This window comes from Celeribacter baekdonensis (genome assembly GCF_003047105.1).
In the GTDB taxonomy this organism is placed as follows: Bacteria; Pseudomonadota; Alphaproteobacteria; order Rhodobacterales; family Rhodobacteraceae; genus Celeribacter; species Celeribacter baekdonensis_B.
The window spans coordinates 2,923,874-2,938,159 of the sequence record NZ_CP028475.1 but is presented as its reverse complement, the minus strand read 5'-3'; the positions used below and the strand labels follow the sequence as shown (position 1 = coordinate 2,938,159).

The window sequence follows — 14,286 nt, the reverse complement described above, 5'->3', positions numbered from 1 at the left end:
CTCTTTGAATTCTTTCAAAGATTACGATGCACCAGCCGATTTGGATCACTCACAGCCCAATCTTACAGGCCCAAAACGTCCAACATGTCATATTCGCCCGGCTTTTGCCCCTGGCCCCAGATCGCGGCCTTCAGTGCGCCTTTGGCAAAAAGCGAGCGATCAGACGCCACATGGCGCAGGATGATCCGCTCCCCCTCGCCCGCGAACATCACGTCATGTTCGCCAATGATGTCACCGCCACGAATGGCCGAAAAGCCGATGTCGCCGCGTTTGCGCGCGCCGGTGATGCCGTCCCGCCCAGACTCGCGTACATCGTTTAGCGACACCCCACGCCCTTCGGCGGCGGCCTCGCCCAGCATCAAAGCGGTGCCAGAGGGCGCATCGACTTTTTTGTTGTGATGGGCCTCGATGATTTCGATGTCATAATCGGCATCCAAGGCGGCGGAGACCATTTTTGTGAGCTTAGTCAAAAGGTTGACCCCAAGAGACATATTGCCCGCCCGAACAATCGTGGCGTGATGCGCCGCAAGCGACAGGTTCGCCAAATCATCCTCACTCAGCCCCGTGGTGCCAATCACAAGCACGCAACGCGCCTGCGCCGCGAGGGCTGCGAATTCCACCGTGGCCGCGGGGGCAGTGAAATCAATCACGGCCTGCGCCTGAGAAAACGCCTCCAACGCATCATCGGTGACCGTCACGCCCAGCGCCGTGCCCCCATGGCCTCACCGACATCGCGACCAACCCAATCATGCCCCGTGCGCTCAATCGCGCCCACGAGTTTACATTTATCAGAAGCCACAATGGTCTTGATCAACATCTGGCCCATACGGCCGGACGCGCCGGTGATCACGATACCGGGCAGGGTGCCGGGGATGTCGGTCATGTCTTTGGTCTCCTGACGAATGTGTTGGCGTGGTTTAGCGTGTGGCGAAGAGTTTGGCAAAGCCCGCTTGCATGAAAGGTCAATCGGGATTATCTCGCGGCCATGGCAAAACGTTCTCATTCCGGCGGACCCAGCGGTTCGCATCGTACCCTGCGCATCGGCGAGGCCATTCGGCGTCGTCTCTCTGAAATGCTTGCGCGCGGTGAAATTCACGATCCCGATCTCACCATGATGTCGATCACGGTGGGCGAGGTGCGTGTGGGCTCGGACCTTCGGGTCGCAACCGCCTATATCTTGCCGCTGGGCGGCAAAGATGCAGACGCAGCCCTTGAGGCCCTGCGCCGCAACAAGGGCGAAATTCGCCATCAGGTTGGCAAAGCTTTGGGCATCAAACACACGCCCGAAATGCGCTTTGCCCTGGATGATACGTTTGACCGGATGGACGAGACCCGCCGGATTTTTTCCGACGAACGGGTTCAGCGCGACATTCAAAAACAAGATACACCAAATGACACCCCCGACGGGGATGAAGAAGAGTAATGGCGCGCCGTAAAAAGGGCCGCGAGGTTCACGGCTGGTTGGTCGTGGACAAGCCTGCTGGCATCACTTCGACCTCGGTTGTCAACAAGGTGCGCTGGGCGTTGAACGCGCAAAAGGCCGGGCACGCAGGCACCCTTGATCCAGAGGCCACCGGCGTTTTGGCCGTGGCACTGGGCGAGGCGACAAAAACCGTCCCTTACATCACGGATGCCTTGAAATCATACCGGTTTTCCGTGCGCTTGGGCCAATCGACCAACACCGATGACGCCGAAGGTGAAATGATCTTTGAGAGCGACACCCGCCCAACCGACGCAGAAATCGAAGCTGCTTTGCCGCAGTTTACAGGCGACATCATGCAGGTGCCTCCAAAGTTTTCGGCGGTGAAAATTGACGGCGAACGCGCCTATAAATTGGCCCGCGCCGACGAAGAGTTCGAGATCGCTTCCCGACCGCTATATGTCGATGAATTGACCCTGATCGAACGCGTGGACGCCGATCATGTGATCCTTGAAATGGTGTGCGGCAAGGGCGGCTATGTCCGCGCGATTGCGCGTGATTTGGGTGAGGTTTTGGGCTGTTTCGGGCATGTGCAATGGCTGCGCCGAAACTGGTCCGGACCATGGGACGCCGAAGACGGCATCACCTTGGACACCATTGATAAATTGGCCAAGACCGAAGCGCTCGACGCCTACGTCCGGCCCGTCGAAGAAGGGCTGACTGATCTCGAAGAGGTGCGTTGCACCCCGAGGGCGCGGTGCGGCTTAAGAACGGCAATCCCGGCATGGTCTATCCCGCAGATGGGGTCGAATATGGTGACGAGGTTTGGGCGTCTTTTGAGGGCAAACCCTTGGCGGTTGGCCGCTATATGGGCGGGGAATTGCATCCCTCGCGGGTTTTCAATCTCTGAAGGCTTGATCTGATCCGCAGAACACGCCATTCAACGCCGATGATCACCCGTACCCATATCAAAGGCGATGCGCCCTCGACCGCCGTCTATTCCGATTGCGAACGCTATCGTTACTCGCTTGTCCGCACATGGGAACCGGAGGGGCGCAAGGCGCTTTTCGTCATGCTCAACCCATCGACGGCCACAGAAGTTCAAAACGATCCGACTGTGGAACGCTGTGAACGGCGGGCGCGGACTTTGGGGTTTGGGTCGTTTTGCGTCACCAATATTTTCGCGTGGCGCGACACAGATCCGAAAAAGATGCGTCAAGCAGCCGACCCGGTTGGCCCGGAAAATGACGGAACGATTGCGGAATTTGCGCTTTGGGCCGATCAGATTCTCTGTGCCTGGGGCACCCATGGTGCGCATTTAAATCGCGGCGCCGATATGGAGCGGCTTTTGCGCAATACGGGGCGGGATTTGTTTCACCTTGGCCTGTCCAAGGCCGGGCATCCCAAACACCCGCTCTATATTGCCTACACTCAGCAGCCGGAGCTTTGGCCGGAGCCATAGGGCAAGGCGCGTTTAAGACAGGGCCGAAGGGCTGAGTTCGACCACGACATCACCCGCCGTAACATTGGGCGCCCCATACAGTACCGCGACCACATCCCCATTCACAATCACCTGGCTCGACAGACCATCTTCGGTCTGACCAACTTCGACATCAAGCGTGCCAGAATAGGTGTCATCGGGGTTCAGCGTCACACGCAGCATGTCCTCACCCTGATCAAAATCGGTGATTTCGGCATGGCCGACATCCGCATTGGCATCGTAATAGAGCCAGAAACTATCGGCTCCCGCACCGCCCGCAGCCACGTCATTTGCATCCATCAGGATCGTATCATCACCATCGCCGCCATAGAGATGGTCAGCCCCGTCATCCCCGGACAGCACATATGCGGACCCGGTGTCATTGCCGGCATAGATGGTATCATCGCCCGCGCCCCCCGACAGGATGGCCGTGCCATCCCCGCCGTAGATCGTATCATTGCCCGCGCCGCCATCAATGATGGCCGCATCATCGCCCGCAGCGATCGTGTCATCCCCCGCCCCGCCCGTGACGATGTTGAGCGTCCCGTCGGTGTCGATGGTCGGCATGTCATTGTCATCCAGAGCAAGGGTGGCATCTGTGCCGCCTTGCATCGCATCATCAGCCAGAATGAAAGTTTCGCCATCATCGCCCAAGGTATACTCGACCGTCTCGCCAGTCAGTGACCCCGTTGGCGCACCACCGATAGGGGTGTCATCCGCATTTGGGCTGAGCACGTCATCATCGGCAGTTCCCACAGGCCCTGCAACATCGGGCACATCGGGATCATTGGCCGTGAGCACGTCGTCATCAGCGCTCCCCGACGGTCCAGCCACATCTGGCGTATCGGGATCGTTTGGATCAATGGCGCCGAAATCACCAAGCTCGCTAAGAGAAAAGAGATGTGTTTCCAATGTGTCCGGATCGGTAATCAGCACAGAAATATCACCAACCGGCAGTTCATTCAGACCAAGGAAGGACAGTGTGGTTTCGTCTTCGCCCTCCATATAGGACAGGCTTGTGCCAATTTCGGCACCGTTGTCATCAAGCATTGGCTCAATGACAAATTCGCCTGTTCCGCCATCGCTGAGGTCAAGGGTCACTTGGTCTTCGCCACTTGTGAAATTTACAAATTGTGTTTCGCCGGAGCCGAGAGACACGGTGTAATCCTCACCGGGGTCATCAGTAATCGGATCAACGGAGGAGGCGTCGACACCTTCTGATGCATCGACATCCTCAAATGGATCGACGAGATCACCCGTCTCGGTTGACGGATCTGTGGGGTCATCCGTGGGATCGTCAATGGAGTCATCTGGGGAATCAGCATCATCAGACGCCATGGCCATATCGCTGACCGCAAATGCCGCAGGAAGCAGCCCTAACAACGCCAATGCCCAAAGCATACACCCATTCCTCACACATATTCACCCTCGTCCAATTTACGCCGTTTGTTTTGAAATAAAAGGGGGAAACTCCAGACAAGTTAATCTAAACATTTGTTAACAAAGGTTAATTTTCATAGTGCGAAAAAGACGCTAATAAGGGGGCACAGACATCCCCAAACAAGGCATGGATCATGACGGACGACACCGAAACCTTATCGAGCAATATCAAAGGACTGCGCGAAGAGGTGGCGCGTTTTAACCGGCATAAATTTGTGCGCATTCATGATTCTTATTGGAAATTGATGTGGTTTCAATTCCTGCGCGGTTTGGCATTTGGCTTTGGGTCCGTGGCGGGGGCAACCATTCTTGTGTCGATTGTGGGCTATGTTCTCAATCAAATGGAAGTCGTTCCGATTGTCGGCGAATGGGCCAAGCAAATGGCGGCAGAGATTATGAATGAAACAGCAAAGGTTGGAGCAGGCCAATAAGGCGGCAGACTCACAAATCCCTTTCCTTTTCGACAGAATCCGACTAAGTGCGCCTATTCTCAGTCGATCCGATTGAGAATACCCTCCAAGGGCCTTGCTGGACGACATCCCGGCCTGCGCCATAACCCTTTGATCTTAAAGGAGACCCCGATGTCGATTACTGCTGAAGAAAAAGCACGGCTGATGAAAGAATTCGCGACCAAAGAGGGCGACACCGGTTCGCCTGAAGTTCAGGTTGCCATTCTGTCCTCGCGCATTGCCACGCTCACCGAGCACTTCAAAATCCACAAAAAAGACAACCACGGCCGTCGTGGTCTTTTGATGATGGTCGCACAGCGCCGTAAGCTGCTCGACTACGTCAAAGGCAAAGACGAGTCCCGTTACCAGTCCCTCATCGAACGTCTGGGCCTGCGTCGCTAAGCCAAAAGCAGATCGCCCCCGCACCTTACACCTCCCACAAGGGGATCGTTTCAGGTGTCGTGTGGGCGATCTCGCGTTGCAGTTTTAAAATCCTCCGGGGAACCGGGGGATTTTTTTATGGGGATCAGTCGCCTTTAGCGGCTTTCATCAACCTGTCGAATGAGATCGGCCACCATACGCCCGATGGCTTTTGACCCCTTTTTTGAGGGATGAATCATGTCCGCGCCATGAAAAGAGCGATCCCCATCAGGCACGAGATCGGCGATGGAGAGAAAATAAACCCCGTCCATCTCCTTGGCCATCTGTATGAGGCGCGCCTCAAGCGCGTCACCGGACGGACGACACGCGTCGATGATAGAATCGACACCAGGGCTGCGCAGATAGCCTATAAAGACCACGCGCGCACCGGTCTTACGGATACGTGTAATCAACTGCGGAATGTCACCACTGGTGCCATTTTTCGCCACCATCCTGTTGATCTTGCGCTCACATTTGCCACAGCCGCAGCCCAACCAAAGATCGTTGCCGCCCCCATTGACCACCACCCAATCCCACGGCTTGCCATGGTATTGTTTGGCGATTTTAAGCCCAAGCGCACCGGTGATCGGCAGGCCATAAATGATCCGTGCCCCCGCAACAGAGCGGTTGACCACGGGTTCATCCAACGCGTCAGACAGCGCATCCGCAATCGAATTCCCGGTGATCCCGTGCCACGCCATCATGGAATCGCCGATGGCAAGGATGCGTGCGGCCTGATCCTCTGACACGACCTCTTGTGTGGATTGTGCCCAGCCCTCGCGAGGCGCGCCTGCCAAAGACAGAGCACACAAAAAGACGGCCAGCAGGCCATAAAAACCAGATTTCAATCGCACTTCAGACCTCACGAGGGATTCTGCGTTCATTTTGCATCCGTTTATGTCAATTTTGGGATGCCGCATCCAGAACGAAGTCTTTTACAAAACCCCTAAATTGCTGTAAGGGCGGAGCCATCTGAGACGTGACGCAGTGACCCCGGCGTTGTGAAATTAGGATAGAGGGGTCGGCGGCAATGGGGCCGCCAATCAATCGGGAGACCCGCAGGGGCGGGAGAGCTCCCAAGTAGGATACACTTGATGTTCAACGAAGTGAAAAAATCGATCCAGTGGGGCGAAGAGACGCTGACACTGGAAACGGGCAAGATTGCCCGTCAGGCCGATGGCACCGTGATCGCCACTCTTGGCGAAACCTCGGTCATGGCCAACGTGACCTTTGCTAAGGCACAGAAACCGGGGCAGGATTTCTTTCCGCTCACGGTTCACTACCAAGAGAAATACTACGCCGCCGGTAAAGTGCCGGGTGGCTTTTTCAAACGCGAAGCACGTCCGACTGAAAAAGAGACGCTGACTGCGCGTTTGATCGACCGTCCGATCCGCCCGCTGTTTGTGCCGGGCTTCAAAAACGAAGTTCTCGTGATGTGTACGGTTCTGTCGCACGATCTGGTCAATGACCCGGACGTCGTTGCAATGATCGCCGCCTCCGCCGCTCTGACCATTTCCGGCGCACCGTTCCGTGGCCCGATTGCCGGGTGCCGCGTTGGTTTTGTGGATGGCGAATACATCCTCAACCCCGAAGTCGATGACATGCAGAACCTGCGCTCGAACCCTGAGCAGCGTCTCGACCTTGTTGTTGCGGGCACCAAAGACGCCGTGATGATGGTGGAATCGGAAGCTTACGAGCTGACCGAAGACGAAATGCTCGGCGCTGTGACCTTTGCCCATGAGCAAATCCAGCCGGTCATCGACCTGATCATTGATCTGGCCGAAGATGCCGCAAAAGAGCCGTTTGAATTCAACGCACCGGATTACTCCGCGTTGTTCGCTGCGGTGAAATCTGCTGGCGAAGACAAAATGCGCGCCGCTTATGCGATCACCGACAAGCAAGAGCGCGTTGCTGCGGTTTCTGCCGCCAAGGACGACATCAAAGCCACCCTCTCTGAGGACCAGTTGGCCGATGAAAACCTCGGCTCTGCGTTGAAGAAACTCGAATCCTCCGTGCTTCGCGGCACTGTGGTGAAAGAGGGCAAGCGCATCGACGGTCGTGCATTGGATCAGGTTCGCCCGATCGTTTGCGAAACCGGACTGCTGCCGCGCACCCACGGCTCTGCTTTGTTCACCCGTGGTGAAACGCAGGGTCTGGTTGTGACCACGCTGGGCACCGGCGATGACGAACAGTTCATCGACGCGCTGCATGGCAACTTCAAATCCAACTTCCTGCTGCACTACAACTTCCCTCCCTACTCTGTGGGTGAAGTGGGTCGCGTAGGCTCCCCGGGTCGTCGTGAAATCGGCCACGGCAAACTCGCATGGCGCGCCCTTCAGGCCGTTCTGCCCGCTGCCACCGATTTCCCCTACACGATCCGCATCGTGTCTGAGATCACCGAATCCAACGGCTCCTCTTCCATGGCGTCTGTGTGCGGTGGCTCCTTGTCGATGATGGACGCTGGTGTGCCGCTCAAAGCCGCTGTGGCTGGTGTGGCCATGGGTCTGGTGTTGGAAGACGATGGCGAATTCGCGATCCTGACCGACATCTTGGGTGACGAAGATCACTTGGGTGACATGGACTTTAAAGTCGCGGGCACCGAAGCGGGCATCACCTCCTTGCAAATGGACATCAAGGTCGCGGGCATCACGCCTGAGATCATGAAACAAGCGCTCGCTCAGGCGAAAGCAGGTCGTTTGCATATCCTCGGTGAGATGAACAAATCGCTGTCCGGCGCTGGCGCATTCTCCGCCCACGCTCCGCGCATCGAAACCATGCAAATCCCGGTTGATAAGATCCGTGAAGTGATCGGCTCCGGCGGTAAAGTGATCCGTGAAATCGTTGAAATGTCCGGCGCAAAAGTCGACATCAACGACGACGGCATCATCAAAATCGCCTCCGCCAACGGTGAAGCCATCCAGAAAGCCTACGATATGATCTATTCGATCGTCGCAGAGCCGGAAGAAGGCAAGGTCTACAAAGGTAAAGTCGTGAAACTCGTCGATTTCGGCGCGTTCGTGAACTTCTTTGGCAAGCGTGACGGCCTTGTGCACGTCTCCCAGATCGAAAACCGCCGCCTGAATCACCCGTCTGACGTTCTCAAAGAAGGTCAGGACGTTTACGTGAAACTTCTGGGCTTTGATGACCGCGGCAAAGTGCGCCTCGGCATGAAAATGGTCGATCAAACGACGGGCGAAGAAGCCGTGGCTGAAGAAACCGCTGAGTAATCAGCTCTTTGGTCAGACATAAGAAAAGCCCCGCTTTTGGCGGGGCTTTTTGTTCGAGTATTTGGACTGCAATGAAGCTAGGGACGCGCGCCAAACCACCGTTTCGCCACCAAATCCTCGACACTCTCCGCCTCGATCTGATCGACTTTGCGCATGACGCGGCGTTTATGGTCGGCCTCGTCTTGGGTCATGTTGGAGCCACGGTTAATTTTGGCCTGAAGTTCCGCGTTTGAGCGGGTGTAATAGTGGTTGAGTTGGATGTGATCGGCGGAATAAAAACCCGGCTTTTTACGATCCCCGGCGGCGGCGCGTGTGCCTTTGTCATTCACGCTTGCGGTGGACCCGTCCGTCTCGACCGAATGCACTTTGATCGCGGTCACAGCACAGGGGTCGACGATCATTTTAAAATTGCACATGCCTTTTAAGGGGCTCATCGGGTCGGGGTGACGGCGGGTGTAATTGGCGATAATGCCACCCTCAGGCGCGGCCTCAAAGCCGTTGCGCCCGAACATATGCCATGGCAGCGAGATGTTGGTTTCCCTCTCCAGATGCGCAAGGCAGTCAGGCAGCGTATGCCCGGACTTCGGCACCAAGAATTCATCCACGTCAATGAAAGACATCCACCGATAGGCCGCGCCAAAATTGCGCACGGCATGGGTATAGGCCAGCACTTGATTATGGATTTCCGCACCTGTGATGCCATCGCGCAGCTTTTGGTCCCATGGGACCACGGTCATGTGTTGCACGCCGATGGCCGCGACCATTTCGACCAATGTCGTGTCGGTGGAGCCATTGTCATAGACGTAGACATGCGACACCCCGGCGCGCAGGTGAAACCGCGCCCATTCGCCGACATGCGCCGCTTCGTTTTTGACGATCACGACAAGGGCTATCCCTGTGCGATCCGGTAAGGGCGTTGGCGGATCAAGCGCGATGCGAGAGATGGATTTGGTTCGGCGCAGAAATGACAGCATAAAAAACCCCTATTCGCGAGCACCATAAGAAAGAATGGCACAGGCGAACAGGGGCGAATTAAAGCTGTGTCAGACCCTTACTTTGGGTCTTTGGCAAACCGCAAGTAGGGCAGTTTTTTGTCCAGCGCGCCGAACTTTTCGGTCGCAGCGGCGTCATCCAAAGAGGTCGCGACGATCACGTCTTGGCCGATGGTCCAGTTCGCAGGCGTCGCCAAAGGCACACCAAAGGTCTTTTGAAGGCCATCCAAAGCGCGCAGGATTTCGGCAAAGTTCCGACCCACAGACATCGGATAGGTCATCATCAACTGAACTTTTTTATCCGGCGAAATGATAAAGACGGAGCGCACGGTGGCAGTGTCAGCGGGCGTGCGCCCATCCGGCAGATAGGCCTCAGACGGGAGCATGTCGAAAGCTTTGGACAGAGACAGATCTGTGTCCGCCACGATCGGGAAACCCGCTTTGGCCCCCGCAAAGGATTCGATGTCGGTTTTCCAGCCCTTGTGCTCTTCGACGCCATCCACAGACACGCCAAGAACCTTGGTGTTGCGCGCCACCCATTCGTCGGCAAGCTGTGCCACAGCGCCAAATTCGGTGGTGCACACGGGTGTAAAATCTTTCGGGTGGGAGAAAATCACCGCCCAGCTGTCGCCGATCCAGTCGTGCAAAGTGATCTCACCTTGGTCGGTGGTCACGGTCAGATTGGGAACAATGTCATTGATGCGAAGGCCCATGGTTTTCTCCTTTGAGTAAATGCGTGGTTCGTGAGTTTAGATAGGTTCTAAAAATGGATTTTACACCCTTCTGATCCACCCCGCGACAAAATTACTCGGGCTTTGTCAAAACGGGCATTTGGCGGTAAAGGACAGCCCCGCCCCGCCGTCCGGGTGACGCAGGCGCAATTGTTCAGCGTGAAGCATCAAACGCGGCGCCTCGCGCGCGGGGCCAGTGGCATAAAACGGATCGCCCATAATCGGGTGGCCCAGCGCCAACATATGCACACGCAACTGATGCGACCGGCCCGTTTTGGGCATAAGCCGGACACGGGTTTGATCCTCCGTGTAGCGCACTACACGCCAATCGGTGATCGCTTGTTTGCCGTTTTCATGGTCCACCATCTGACGCGGGCGATTGGGCCAATCGACGATCAGCGGCAAATCAACCGTGCCGGTTTTCTCTGCGATATGGCCATGAACCCAGGCGACATAGGTCTTTTTGGTCTGTCGTTTTTCAAATTGCAGACCGATGTGGCGCTGCGCATGGGGCGTGAGCGCAAAGATCATCACACCTGATGTATCGCGATCCAGTCGATGGATCAGCAAGACCTCCGGGAATACCGCTTTGATCCGCGCGATGAGACAATCGGCCAGATGCTCGCCTTTGCCCGGCACAGACAAGAGCCCCGCAGGCTTATCGACCACGAGGATTTCATGATCCATGTGAATGATTTTAAGTGGGTCTTGCGGCGGGGCGTAGATTGTATCCATGGCGCGGCGATAGCATGGCTACGCACAGGAGGCAAAGGTGTCATCCAGGATTTCGCTCAGTGCCGTCACATCCTCTTGGGTAAATGCAGCAGGCAGATTGCTGTCGATATCAAAGACGCCAAGAAGCGTGCCTTTTGCATTTCGCACAGGTAGGACAATTTCCGAACGCGTGCTCGACGAGCAGGCGATATGGCCCTCAAACGCCTCGACATCCTCAACCAATTGGGTCTCCCCGGTGCGTGCACAGGCTCCACAGACGCCACGTGAAAACGGAATCACAAGACATCCATGCCCGCCTTGATACGGCCCGATCTTCAAAAGGTCTTTGGAAACAACACGGTAAAATCCTGTCCAATCAAAGCGATCATCAAAAAGATGCACCTCGCATGCAAACGTTGCCATCAAAGCGACCATATCCGTTTCCCCTTCGCAGAGGCTTTTGATCCGATCTGACAAAGCAGCATAATCCATGTGGTTTTTCTCCGTTTTTTGGGTCTGTGCAAACCCATTGGTAATATTTGGATCGTAGTTTCTTCTCATCGGAAGAGCAAAGGTATCGCAGATGAAACTGAACCATCAGGATTTTGAGGATGTGCGTGTCGTATGCGTTGGCGAAAACCGAATTGATGCGGCCTGCGCAATCCAGTTTAAGGATGAGATGCGCGAGCTGAGTGAGGCTGGCCCCTCCCGCATCATTCTCGATCTTGGCAATGTTGAATTCCTCGACAGCTCCGGCCTTGGCGCCGTTGTCGCTGCGTTGAAAGCCGTGCGCCATGGGCAACGTCTGGAACTCGCCGCCCTTCATCCAACCGTGCAACGGGTGTTTCACCTGACCCGCATGGACACCGTATTCACCATTCACGACAGCGTCTCCACGGCGGTGGAGGGCGTGGCGAATGCGTCCTGAGGGCAATTTACAAGACAAAGCGGTCCGTAGCATACGTCCGCAATCGAAAGAAAATGAGTTGAGGATCATTCTTCCGGCACGAGAAAACGCCGTTCGACGCGGATTGAAAAGCATCAAAAGTGGCCTTGGCCCGATCGGCTTTTCCGCCGATGAACTTGCCAGTCTCGAACTGGTGTTGGCGGAAATCCTCAACAACATTGTCGAACATGCCTATCGTGAGGATGAGGCGGGCATCATTGAAATTCAAATGTCGCAAACCACCGCCGGGTTATGGTGCACCATCATCGACACCGGGGAGATGATGCCAAATGGCGAACCCCCTCTGGGGCTGCAATGTGACCTCAATTGCAACGTTGCCGATCTTCCTGAGGGTGGGTTTGGTTGGTTTCTGATCCGGGAGCTGGCGCATGATTTGGAGTACTATCACGAAGACGGTCAAAACCACCTCTCGTTTCGCATGTCCATTGGTCGCCTCAACTAAGCCCCTACCACGTTCGCATCAGTTCAGTTGGAAATGCAACGGATAGGACCCGTCCTCAAACGGACCGAACAGATCTGACAGATCGGGATGCTCAACCGGAACGCCGGAATAATCGGCAACAAGGTTCTGTTCAGACACATAGGCGACATAATAGCTTTGGTCATTTTCAGCGAGCAAATGATAAAAAGGTTGATCTTTATGGGGTCGGCTGTCTTCAGGAATGGCATCATACCATTCTTGGGTGTTTGAAAACATCGCATCCACGTCAAAGATCACCCCTCGAAAGCGATGTTGCTTGTGGCAGACAACTTGCCCAAGATGATATTTGGCGCGTGATGTCATCATAACGTTGCAACCCCCATAAACGGTTAGTAGACCGTAAAAATGGCGACTGTCCACGGGGGACGGGCAAAGAAATGGGAAACAGTCTGTGAACCTCGTTTTAACAGTGCTTGAAATCGTGTCGCCGGTTTTCCTTTTGGCACTGGTCGGGTTCACTTGGGTCAAAACCGGCCACGAATACCGATTGGAGTTTGTCACCAAGCTGACGATGACCCTCTCCGTCCCAGCGCTGATCTTTACCGCTTTGGTCAAAGCCGACATTGAACCCGCCGCGTTGACCGCCCTGTCCTTCGCCGCGATCTCTGCTTATGCGGGGGTCACTCTGGCCGCCTATCTTGCAGTGAAACTGTTCAAACTCGACAGCCGAACCTTTCTGGCCCCACTGATTTTTGGCAACACCGGCAACCTTGGCCTGCCGCTTGCCCTCTTCGCCTTTGGTGAAACAGGGTTGAGCTATGCTGTGGTGGTGTTCGCCGTGATGGCGTTGTGGTCCTTTACCTTTGGCGTCTATGTGACGGCCGGGGGCGGCTCCCCTGCGAAGGCGTTCAAGGAACCTTTGGTCTGGGCCACCGCCCTTGGCGCGCTGTTTTTGTGGCAAGGCTGGACCCTACCCAAATTTGCGATGAACACGCTCGAACTTTTGGGCCAAGTTGCCATTCCGATCATGCTGATCACACTCGGCGTCGCCGTGGCGCGACTGCGTCCGCACGGGCTGGGTCGAGCCGGGATCACCGCTGTGGCCAAGGTCATCCTTTGCGCCGGGATCGCAGCACTTGCAGGTCGCTATTTTCACCTAGACCCCATTGCTTTTGCCGTGCTCGTGGTCCAAATCGCCACACCCGTCGCAGTAACCTCCTATATGCTGGCGGAAAAATATGGCGCTGATTCTGATGCGGTGGCCGCGCTTGTTGTCGCTTCAACGCTTCTTTCCGTCCTATATTTGCCCATTCTATTGGCCATTGTCATTTAACCCGCGACGTCCTGCCCGCCTTTGAGCGCAAACATCACGGGAAAGACATTTCACACCACGCCCAAATCCGCTATTCTGTCAGACAACAAAAAAGCGAGAGGCAGACATGAGCAGACGTCTTCGCGCAGTGGCATTACTTCTCTTGGTCTCGGCTTGCGGCAGCGGCAATTTTTCCGCCCCCCGGGAACTCGAAAACGCCTGCGCCATCGTATCCCAACGCCCGACCTATCTTCGGGCGATGAAAGCCACCGAACGCAAATGGGGCATTCCGGTGAACGTGCAAATGGCGACGTTCTATCAAGAAAGCAAATTTATCGGCAACGCCCGCACCCCCTATCGTTTCGTGCTCGGCGTGATCCCGATGGGGAGGCAAAGCTCCGCCTACGGATATGCGCAGGCGCTCGATGCCACTTGGGATGAGTACCGCCGCGAACAAAAACGCTGGAGTGCCAAACGCGACCGCATTCAGGACGCAACCGATTTCATGGGTTGGTATATGGATAAATCCACTTCCGTTTTGGGCATTTCAAAACAGGATGCCACATCACAATACCTCGCGTATCACGAAGGCCGCACCGGCTATTCGCGCGGCAGTTACCGCGCGAAAGCATGGTTGATGCGTGTCTCCACCGAGGTCGGCGCACGCTCCGCCACATATCGGCAACAATTGATTGCCTGTCGTCAGCTCTAAA

At 55.8% G+C, this 14,286-nt stretch carries 16 protein-coding genes and 2 pseudogenes; 10 read left to right on the top strand and 8 right to left on the bottom strand.

Features of this window, described 5'->3' with window-relative positions:
- Positions 1 to 62: 62 nt before the first annotated feature.
- Positions 63 to 883 (bottom strand): annotated as a pseudogene (gene dapB / locus DA792_RS18105) (4-hydroxy-tetrahydrodipicolinate reductase).
- A 102-nt stretch (positions 884 to 985) separates the two neighbouring features.
- On the opposite strand from dapB, the gene rbfA reads away from it, so the two are divergent.
- The 3 genes and pseudogenes from rbfA to DA792_RS18090 all read left to right on the top strand — a co-directional run bounded on the left by rbfA (position 986) and on the right by DA792_RS18090 (position 2,882).
- The gene (gene rbfA, locus DA792_RS18100) at positions 986 to 1,423 is read left to right on the top strand and encodes a 30S ribosome-binding factor RbfA (protein ID WP_107721757.1); all 438 of its coding nucleotides are present in this window, start codon (positions 986 to 988) and stop codon (positions 1,421 to 1,423) included.
- Positions 1,423 to 2,330 (top strand): annotated as a pseudogene (truB, locus tag DA792_RS18095) (tRNA pseudouridine(55) synthase TruB). The gene rbfA and the pseudogene truB overlap by 1 nt, the downstream one beginning before the upstream one ends.
- Positions 2,331 to 2,369: 39 nt before the next feature.
- A complete protein-coding gene (locus DA792_RS18090; protein WP_107721754.1) occupies positions 2,370 to 2,882 on the top strand; it encodes a DUF1643 domain-containing protein in 513 nt (170 codons plus the stop codon).
- 12 nt (positions 2,883 to 2,894) lie between these two features.
- Here DA792_RS18090 and DA792_RS18085 read toward each other — a convergent pair whose 3' ends face one another.
- Positions 2,895 to 4,301, bottom strand: a complete 1,407-nt coding sequence (locus tag DA792_RS18085; protein ID WP_107721752.1) for a calcium-binding protein — start codon at positions 4,299 to 4,301, stop codon at positions 2,895 to 2,897.
- A 173-nt stretch (positions 4,302 to 4,474) separates the two neighbouring features.
- On the opposite strand from DA792_RS18085, the gene DA792_RS18080 reads away from it, so the two are divergent.
- On the top strand, positions 4,475 to 4,771 hold the full coding sequence (locus tag DA792_RS18080; RefSeq protein WP_107721750.1) for a DUF5665 domain-containing protein: 297 nt from the start codon (positions 4,475 to 4,477) through the stop codon (positions 4,769 to 4,771).
- A gap of 150 nt (positions 4,772 to 4,921) precedes the next feature.
- The gene (gene rpsO, locus DA792_RS18075) at positions 4,922 to 5,191 is read left to right on the top strand and encodes a 30S ribosomal protein S15 (RefSeq protein WP_009570598.1); all 270 of its coding nucleotides are present in this window, start codon (positions 4,922 to 4,924) and stop codon (positions 5,189 to 5,191) included.
- Between the two features lie 134 nt (positions 5,192 to 5,325).
- Here rpsO and DA792_RS18070 read toward each other — a convergent pair whose 3' ends face one another.
- On the bottom strand, positions 5,326 to 6,093 hold the full coding sequence (locus DA792_RS18070; protein WP_254679308.1) for an SGNH/GDSL hydrolase family protein: 768 nt from the start codon (positions 6,091 to 6,093) through the stop codon (positions 5,326 to 5,328).
- 210 nt (positions 6,094 to 6,303) lie between these two features.
- On the opposite strand from DA792_RS18070, the gene pnp reads away from it, so the two are divergent.
- Positions 6,304 to 8,436: a polyribonucleotide nucleotidyltransferase gene (gene pnp, locus DA792_RS18065; RefSeq protein ID WP_107721748.1), complete on the top strand. Its 2,133-nt coding sequence runs from the start codon at positions 6,304 to 6,306 to the stop codon at positions 8,434 to 8,436.
- Positions 8,437 to 8,513: 77 nt separating this feature from the next.
- Here the strand turns inward: pnp and DA792_RS18060 are convergent, their stop codons facing one another.
- The 4 genes from DA792_RS18060 to DA792_RS18045 form a co-directional block, all read right to left on the bottom strand.
- Positions 8,514 to 9,410, bottom strand: a complete 897-nt coding sequence (locus DA792_RS18060; RefSeq protein ID WP_107721746.1) for a glycosyltransferase family 92 protein — start codon at positions 9,408 to 9,410, stop codon at positions 8,514 to 8,516.
- A gap of 77 nt (positions 9,411 to 9,487) precedes the next feature.
- Complete coding sequence (locus tag DA792_RS18055; RefSeq protein ID WP_107721744.1) at positions 9,488 to 10,141, bottom strand: peroxiredoxin; 654 nt, start codon at positions 10,139 to 10,141, stop codon at positions 9,488 to 9,490.
- Between the two features lie 105 nt (positions 10,142 to 10,246).
- Complete coding sequence (locus DA792_RS18050; protein ID WP_107721742.1) at positions 10,247 to 10,894, bottom strand: RluA family pseudouridine synthase; 648 nt, start codon at positions 10,892 to 10,894, stop codon at positions 10,247 to 10,249.
- A gap of 18 nt (positions 10,895 to 10,912) precedes the next feature.
- Positions 10,913 to 11,365, bottom strand: coding sequence for a GAF domain-containing protein (locus DA792_RS18045; RefSeq protein WP_107721740.1), 453 nt, complete (start codon positions 11,363 to 11,365; stop codon positions 10,913 to 10,915).
- 91 nt (positions 11,366 to 11,456) lie between these two features.
- On the opposite strand from DA792_RS18045, the gene DA792_RS18040 reads away from it, so the two are divergent.
- The gene (locus DA792_RS18040) at positions 11,457 to 11,801 is read left to right on the top strand and encodes an STAS domain-containing protein (protein ID WP_107721738.1); all 345 of its coding nucleotides are present in this window, start codon (positions 11,457 to 11,459) and stop codon (positions 11,799 to 11,801) included.
- 58 nt (positions 11,802 to 11,859) lie between these two features.
- Positions 11,860 to 12,282, top strand: a complete 423-nt coding sequence (locus DA792_RS18035) for an ATP-binding protein (RefSeq protein WP_254679307.1) — start codon at positions 11,860 to 11,862, stop codon at positions 12,280 to 12,282.
- 18 nt (positions 12,283 to 12,300) lie between these two features.
- Here the strand turns inward: DA792_RS18035 and hspQ are convergent, their stop codons facing one another.
- Positions 12,301 to 12,627, bottom strand: a complete 327-nt coding sequence (hspQ, locus tag DA792_RS18030; RefSeq protein ID WP_009570589.1) for a heat shock protein HspQ — start codon at positions 12,625 to 12,627, stop codon at positions 12,301 to 12,303.
- An 85-nt stretch (positions 12,628 to 12,712) separates the two neighbouring features.
- On the opposite strand from hspQ, the gene DA792_RS18025 reads away from it, so the two are divergent.
- On the top strand, positions 12,713 to 13,594 hold the full coding sequence (locus DA792_RS18025) for an AEC family transporter (RefSeq protein WP_107721734.1): 882 nt from the start codon (positions 12,713 to 12,715) through the stop codon (positions 13,592 to 13,594).
- A 106-nt stretch (positions 13,595 to 13,700) separates the two neighbouring features.
- On the top strand, positions 13,701 to 14,285 hold the full coding sequence (locus DA792_RS18020) for a lytic transglycosylase (protein ID WP_107721732.1): 585 nt from the start codon (positions 13,701 to 13,703) through the stop codon (positions 14,283 to 14,285).
- Position 14,286 lies beyond the last annotated feature (1 nt).

Coding starts and splice junctions, on each gene's coding strand:
- rbfA (WP_107721757.1), top strand. CDS start 986: ATGGCAAAACGTTCTCATTCCGGCGGACCCAGCGGTTCGCATCGTACC.
- DA792_RS18090 (WP_107721754.1), top strand. CDS start 2,370: ATGATCACCCGTACCCATATCAAAGGCGATGCGCCCTCGACCGCCGTC.
- DA792_RS18085 (WP_107721752.1), bottom strand. CDS start 4,301: ATGCTTTGGGCATTGGCGTTGTTAGGGCTGCTTCCTGCGGCATTTGCG.
- DA792_RS18080 (WP_107721750.1), top strand. CDS start 4,475: ATGACGGACGACACCGAAACCTTATCGAGCAATATCAAAGGACTGCGC.
- rpsO (WP_009570598.1), top strand. CDS start 4,922: ATGTCGATTACTGCTGAAGAAAAAGCACGGCTGATGAAAGAATTCGCG.
- DA792_RS18070 (WP_254679308.1), bottom strand. CDS start 6,093: ATGAACGCAGAATCCCTCGTGAGGTCTGAAGTGCGATTGAAATCTGGT.
- pnp (WP_107721748.1), top strand. CDS start 6,304: ATGTTCAACGAAGTGAAAAAATCGATCCAGTGGGGCGAAGAGACGCTG.
- DA792_RS18060 (WP_107721746.1), bottom strand. CDS start 9,410: ATGCTGTCATTTCTGCGCCGAACCAAATCCATCTCTCGCATCGCGCTT.
- DA792_RS18055 (WP_107721744.1), bottom strand. CDS start 10,141: ATGGGCCTTCGCATCAATGACATTGTTCCCAATCTGACCGTGACCACC.
- DA792_RS18050 (WP_107721742.1), bottom strand. CDS start 10,894: ATGGATACAATCTACGCCCCGCCGCAAGACCCACTTAAAATCATTCAC.
- DA792_RS18045 (WP_107721740.1), bottom strand. CDS start 11,365: ATGGATTATGCTGCTTTGTCAGATCGGATCAAAAGCCTCTGCGAAGGG.
- DA792_RS18040 (WP_107721738.1), top strand. CDS start 11,457: ATGAAACTGAACCATCAGGATTTTGAGGATGTGCGTGTCGTATGCGTT.
- hspQ (WP_009570589.1), bottom strand. CDS start 12,627: ATGATGACATCACGCGCCAAATATCATCTTGGGCAAGTTGTCTGCCAC.
- DA792_RS18020 (WP_107721732.1), top strand. CDS start 13,701: ATGAGCAGACGTCTTCGCGCAGTGGCATTACTTCTCTTGGTCTCGGCT.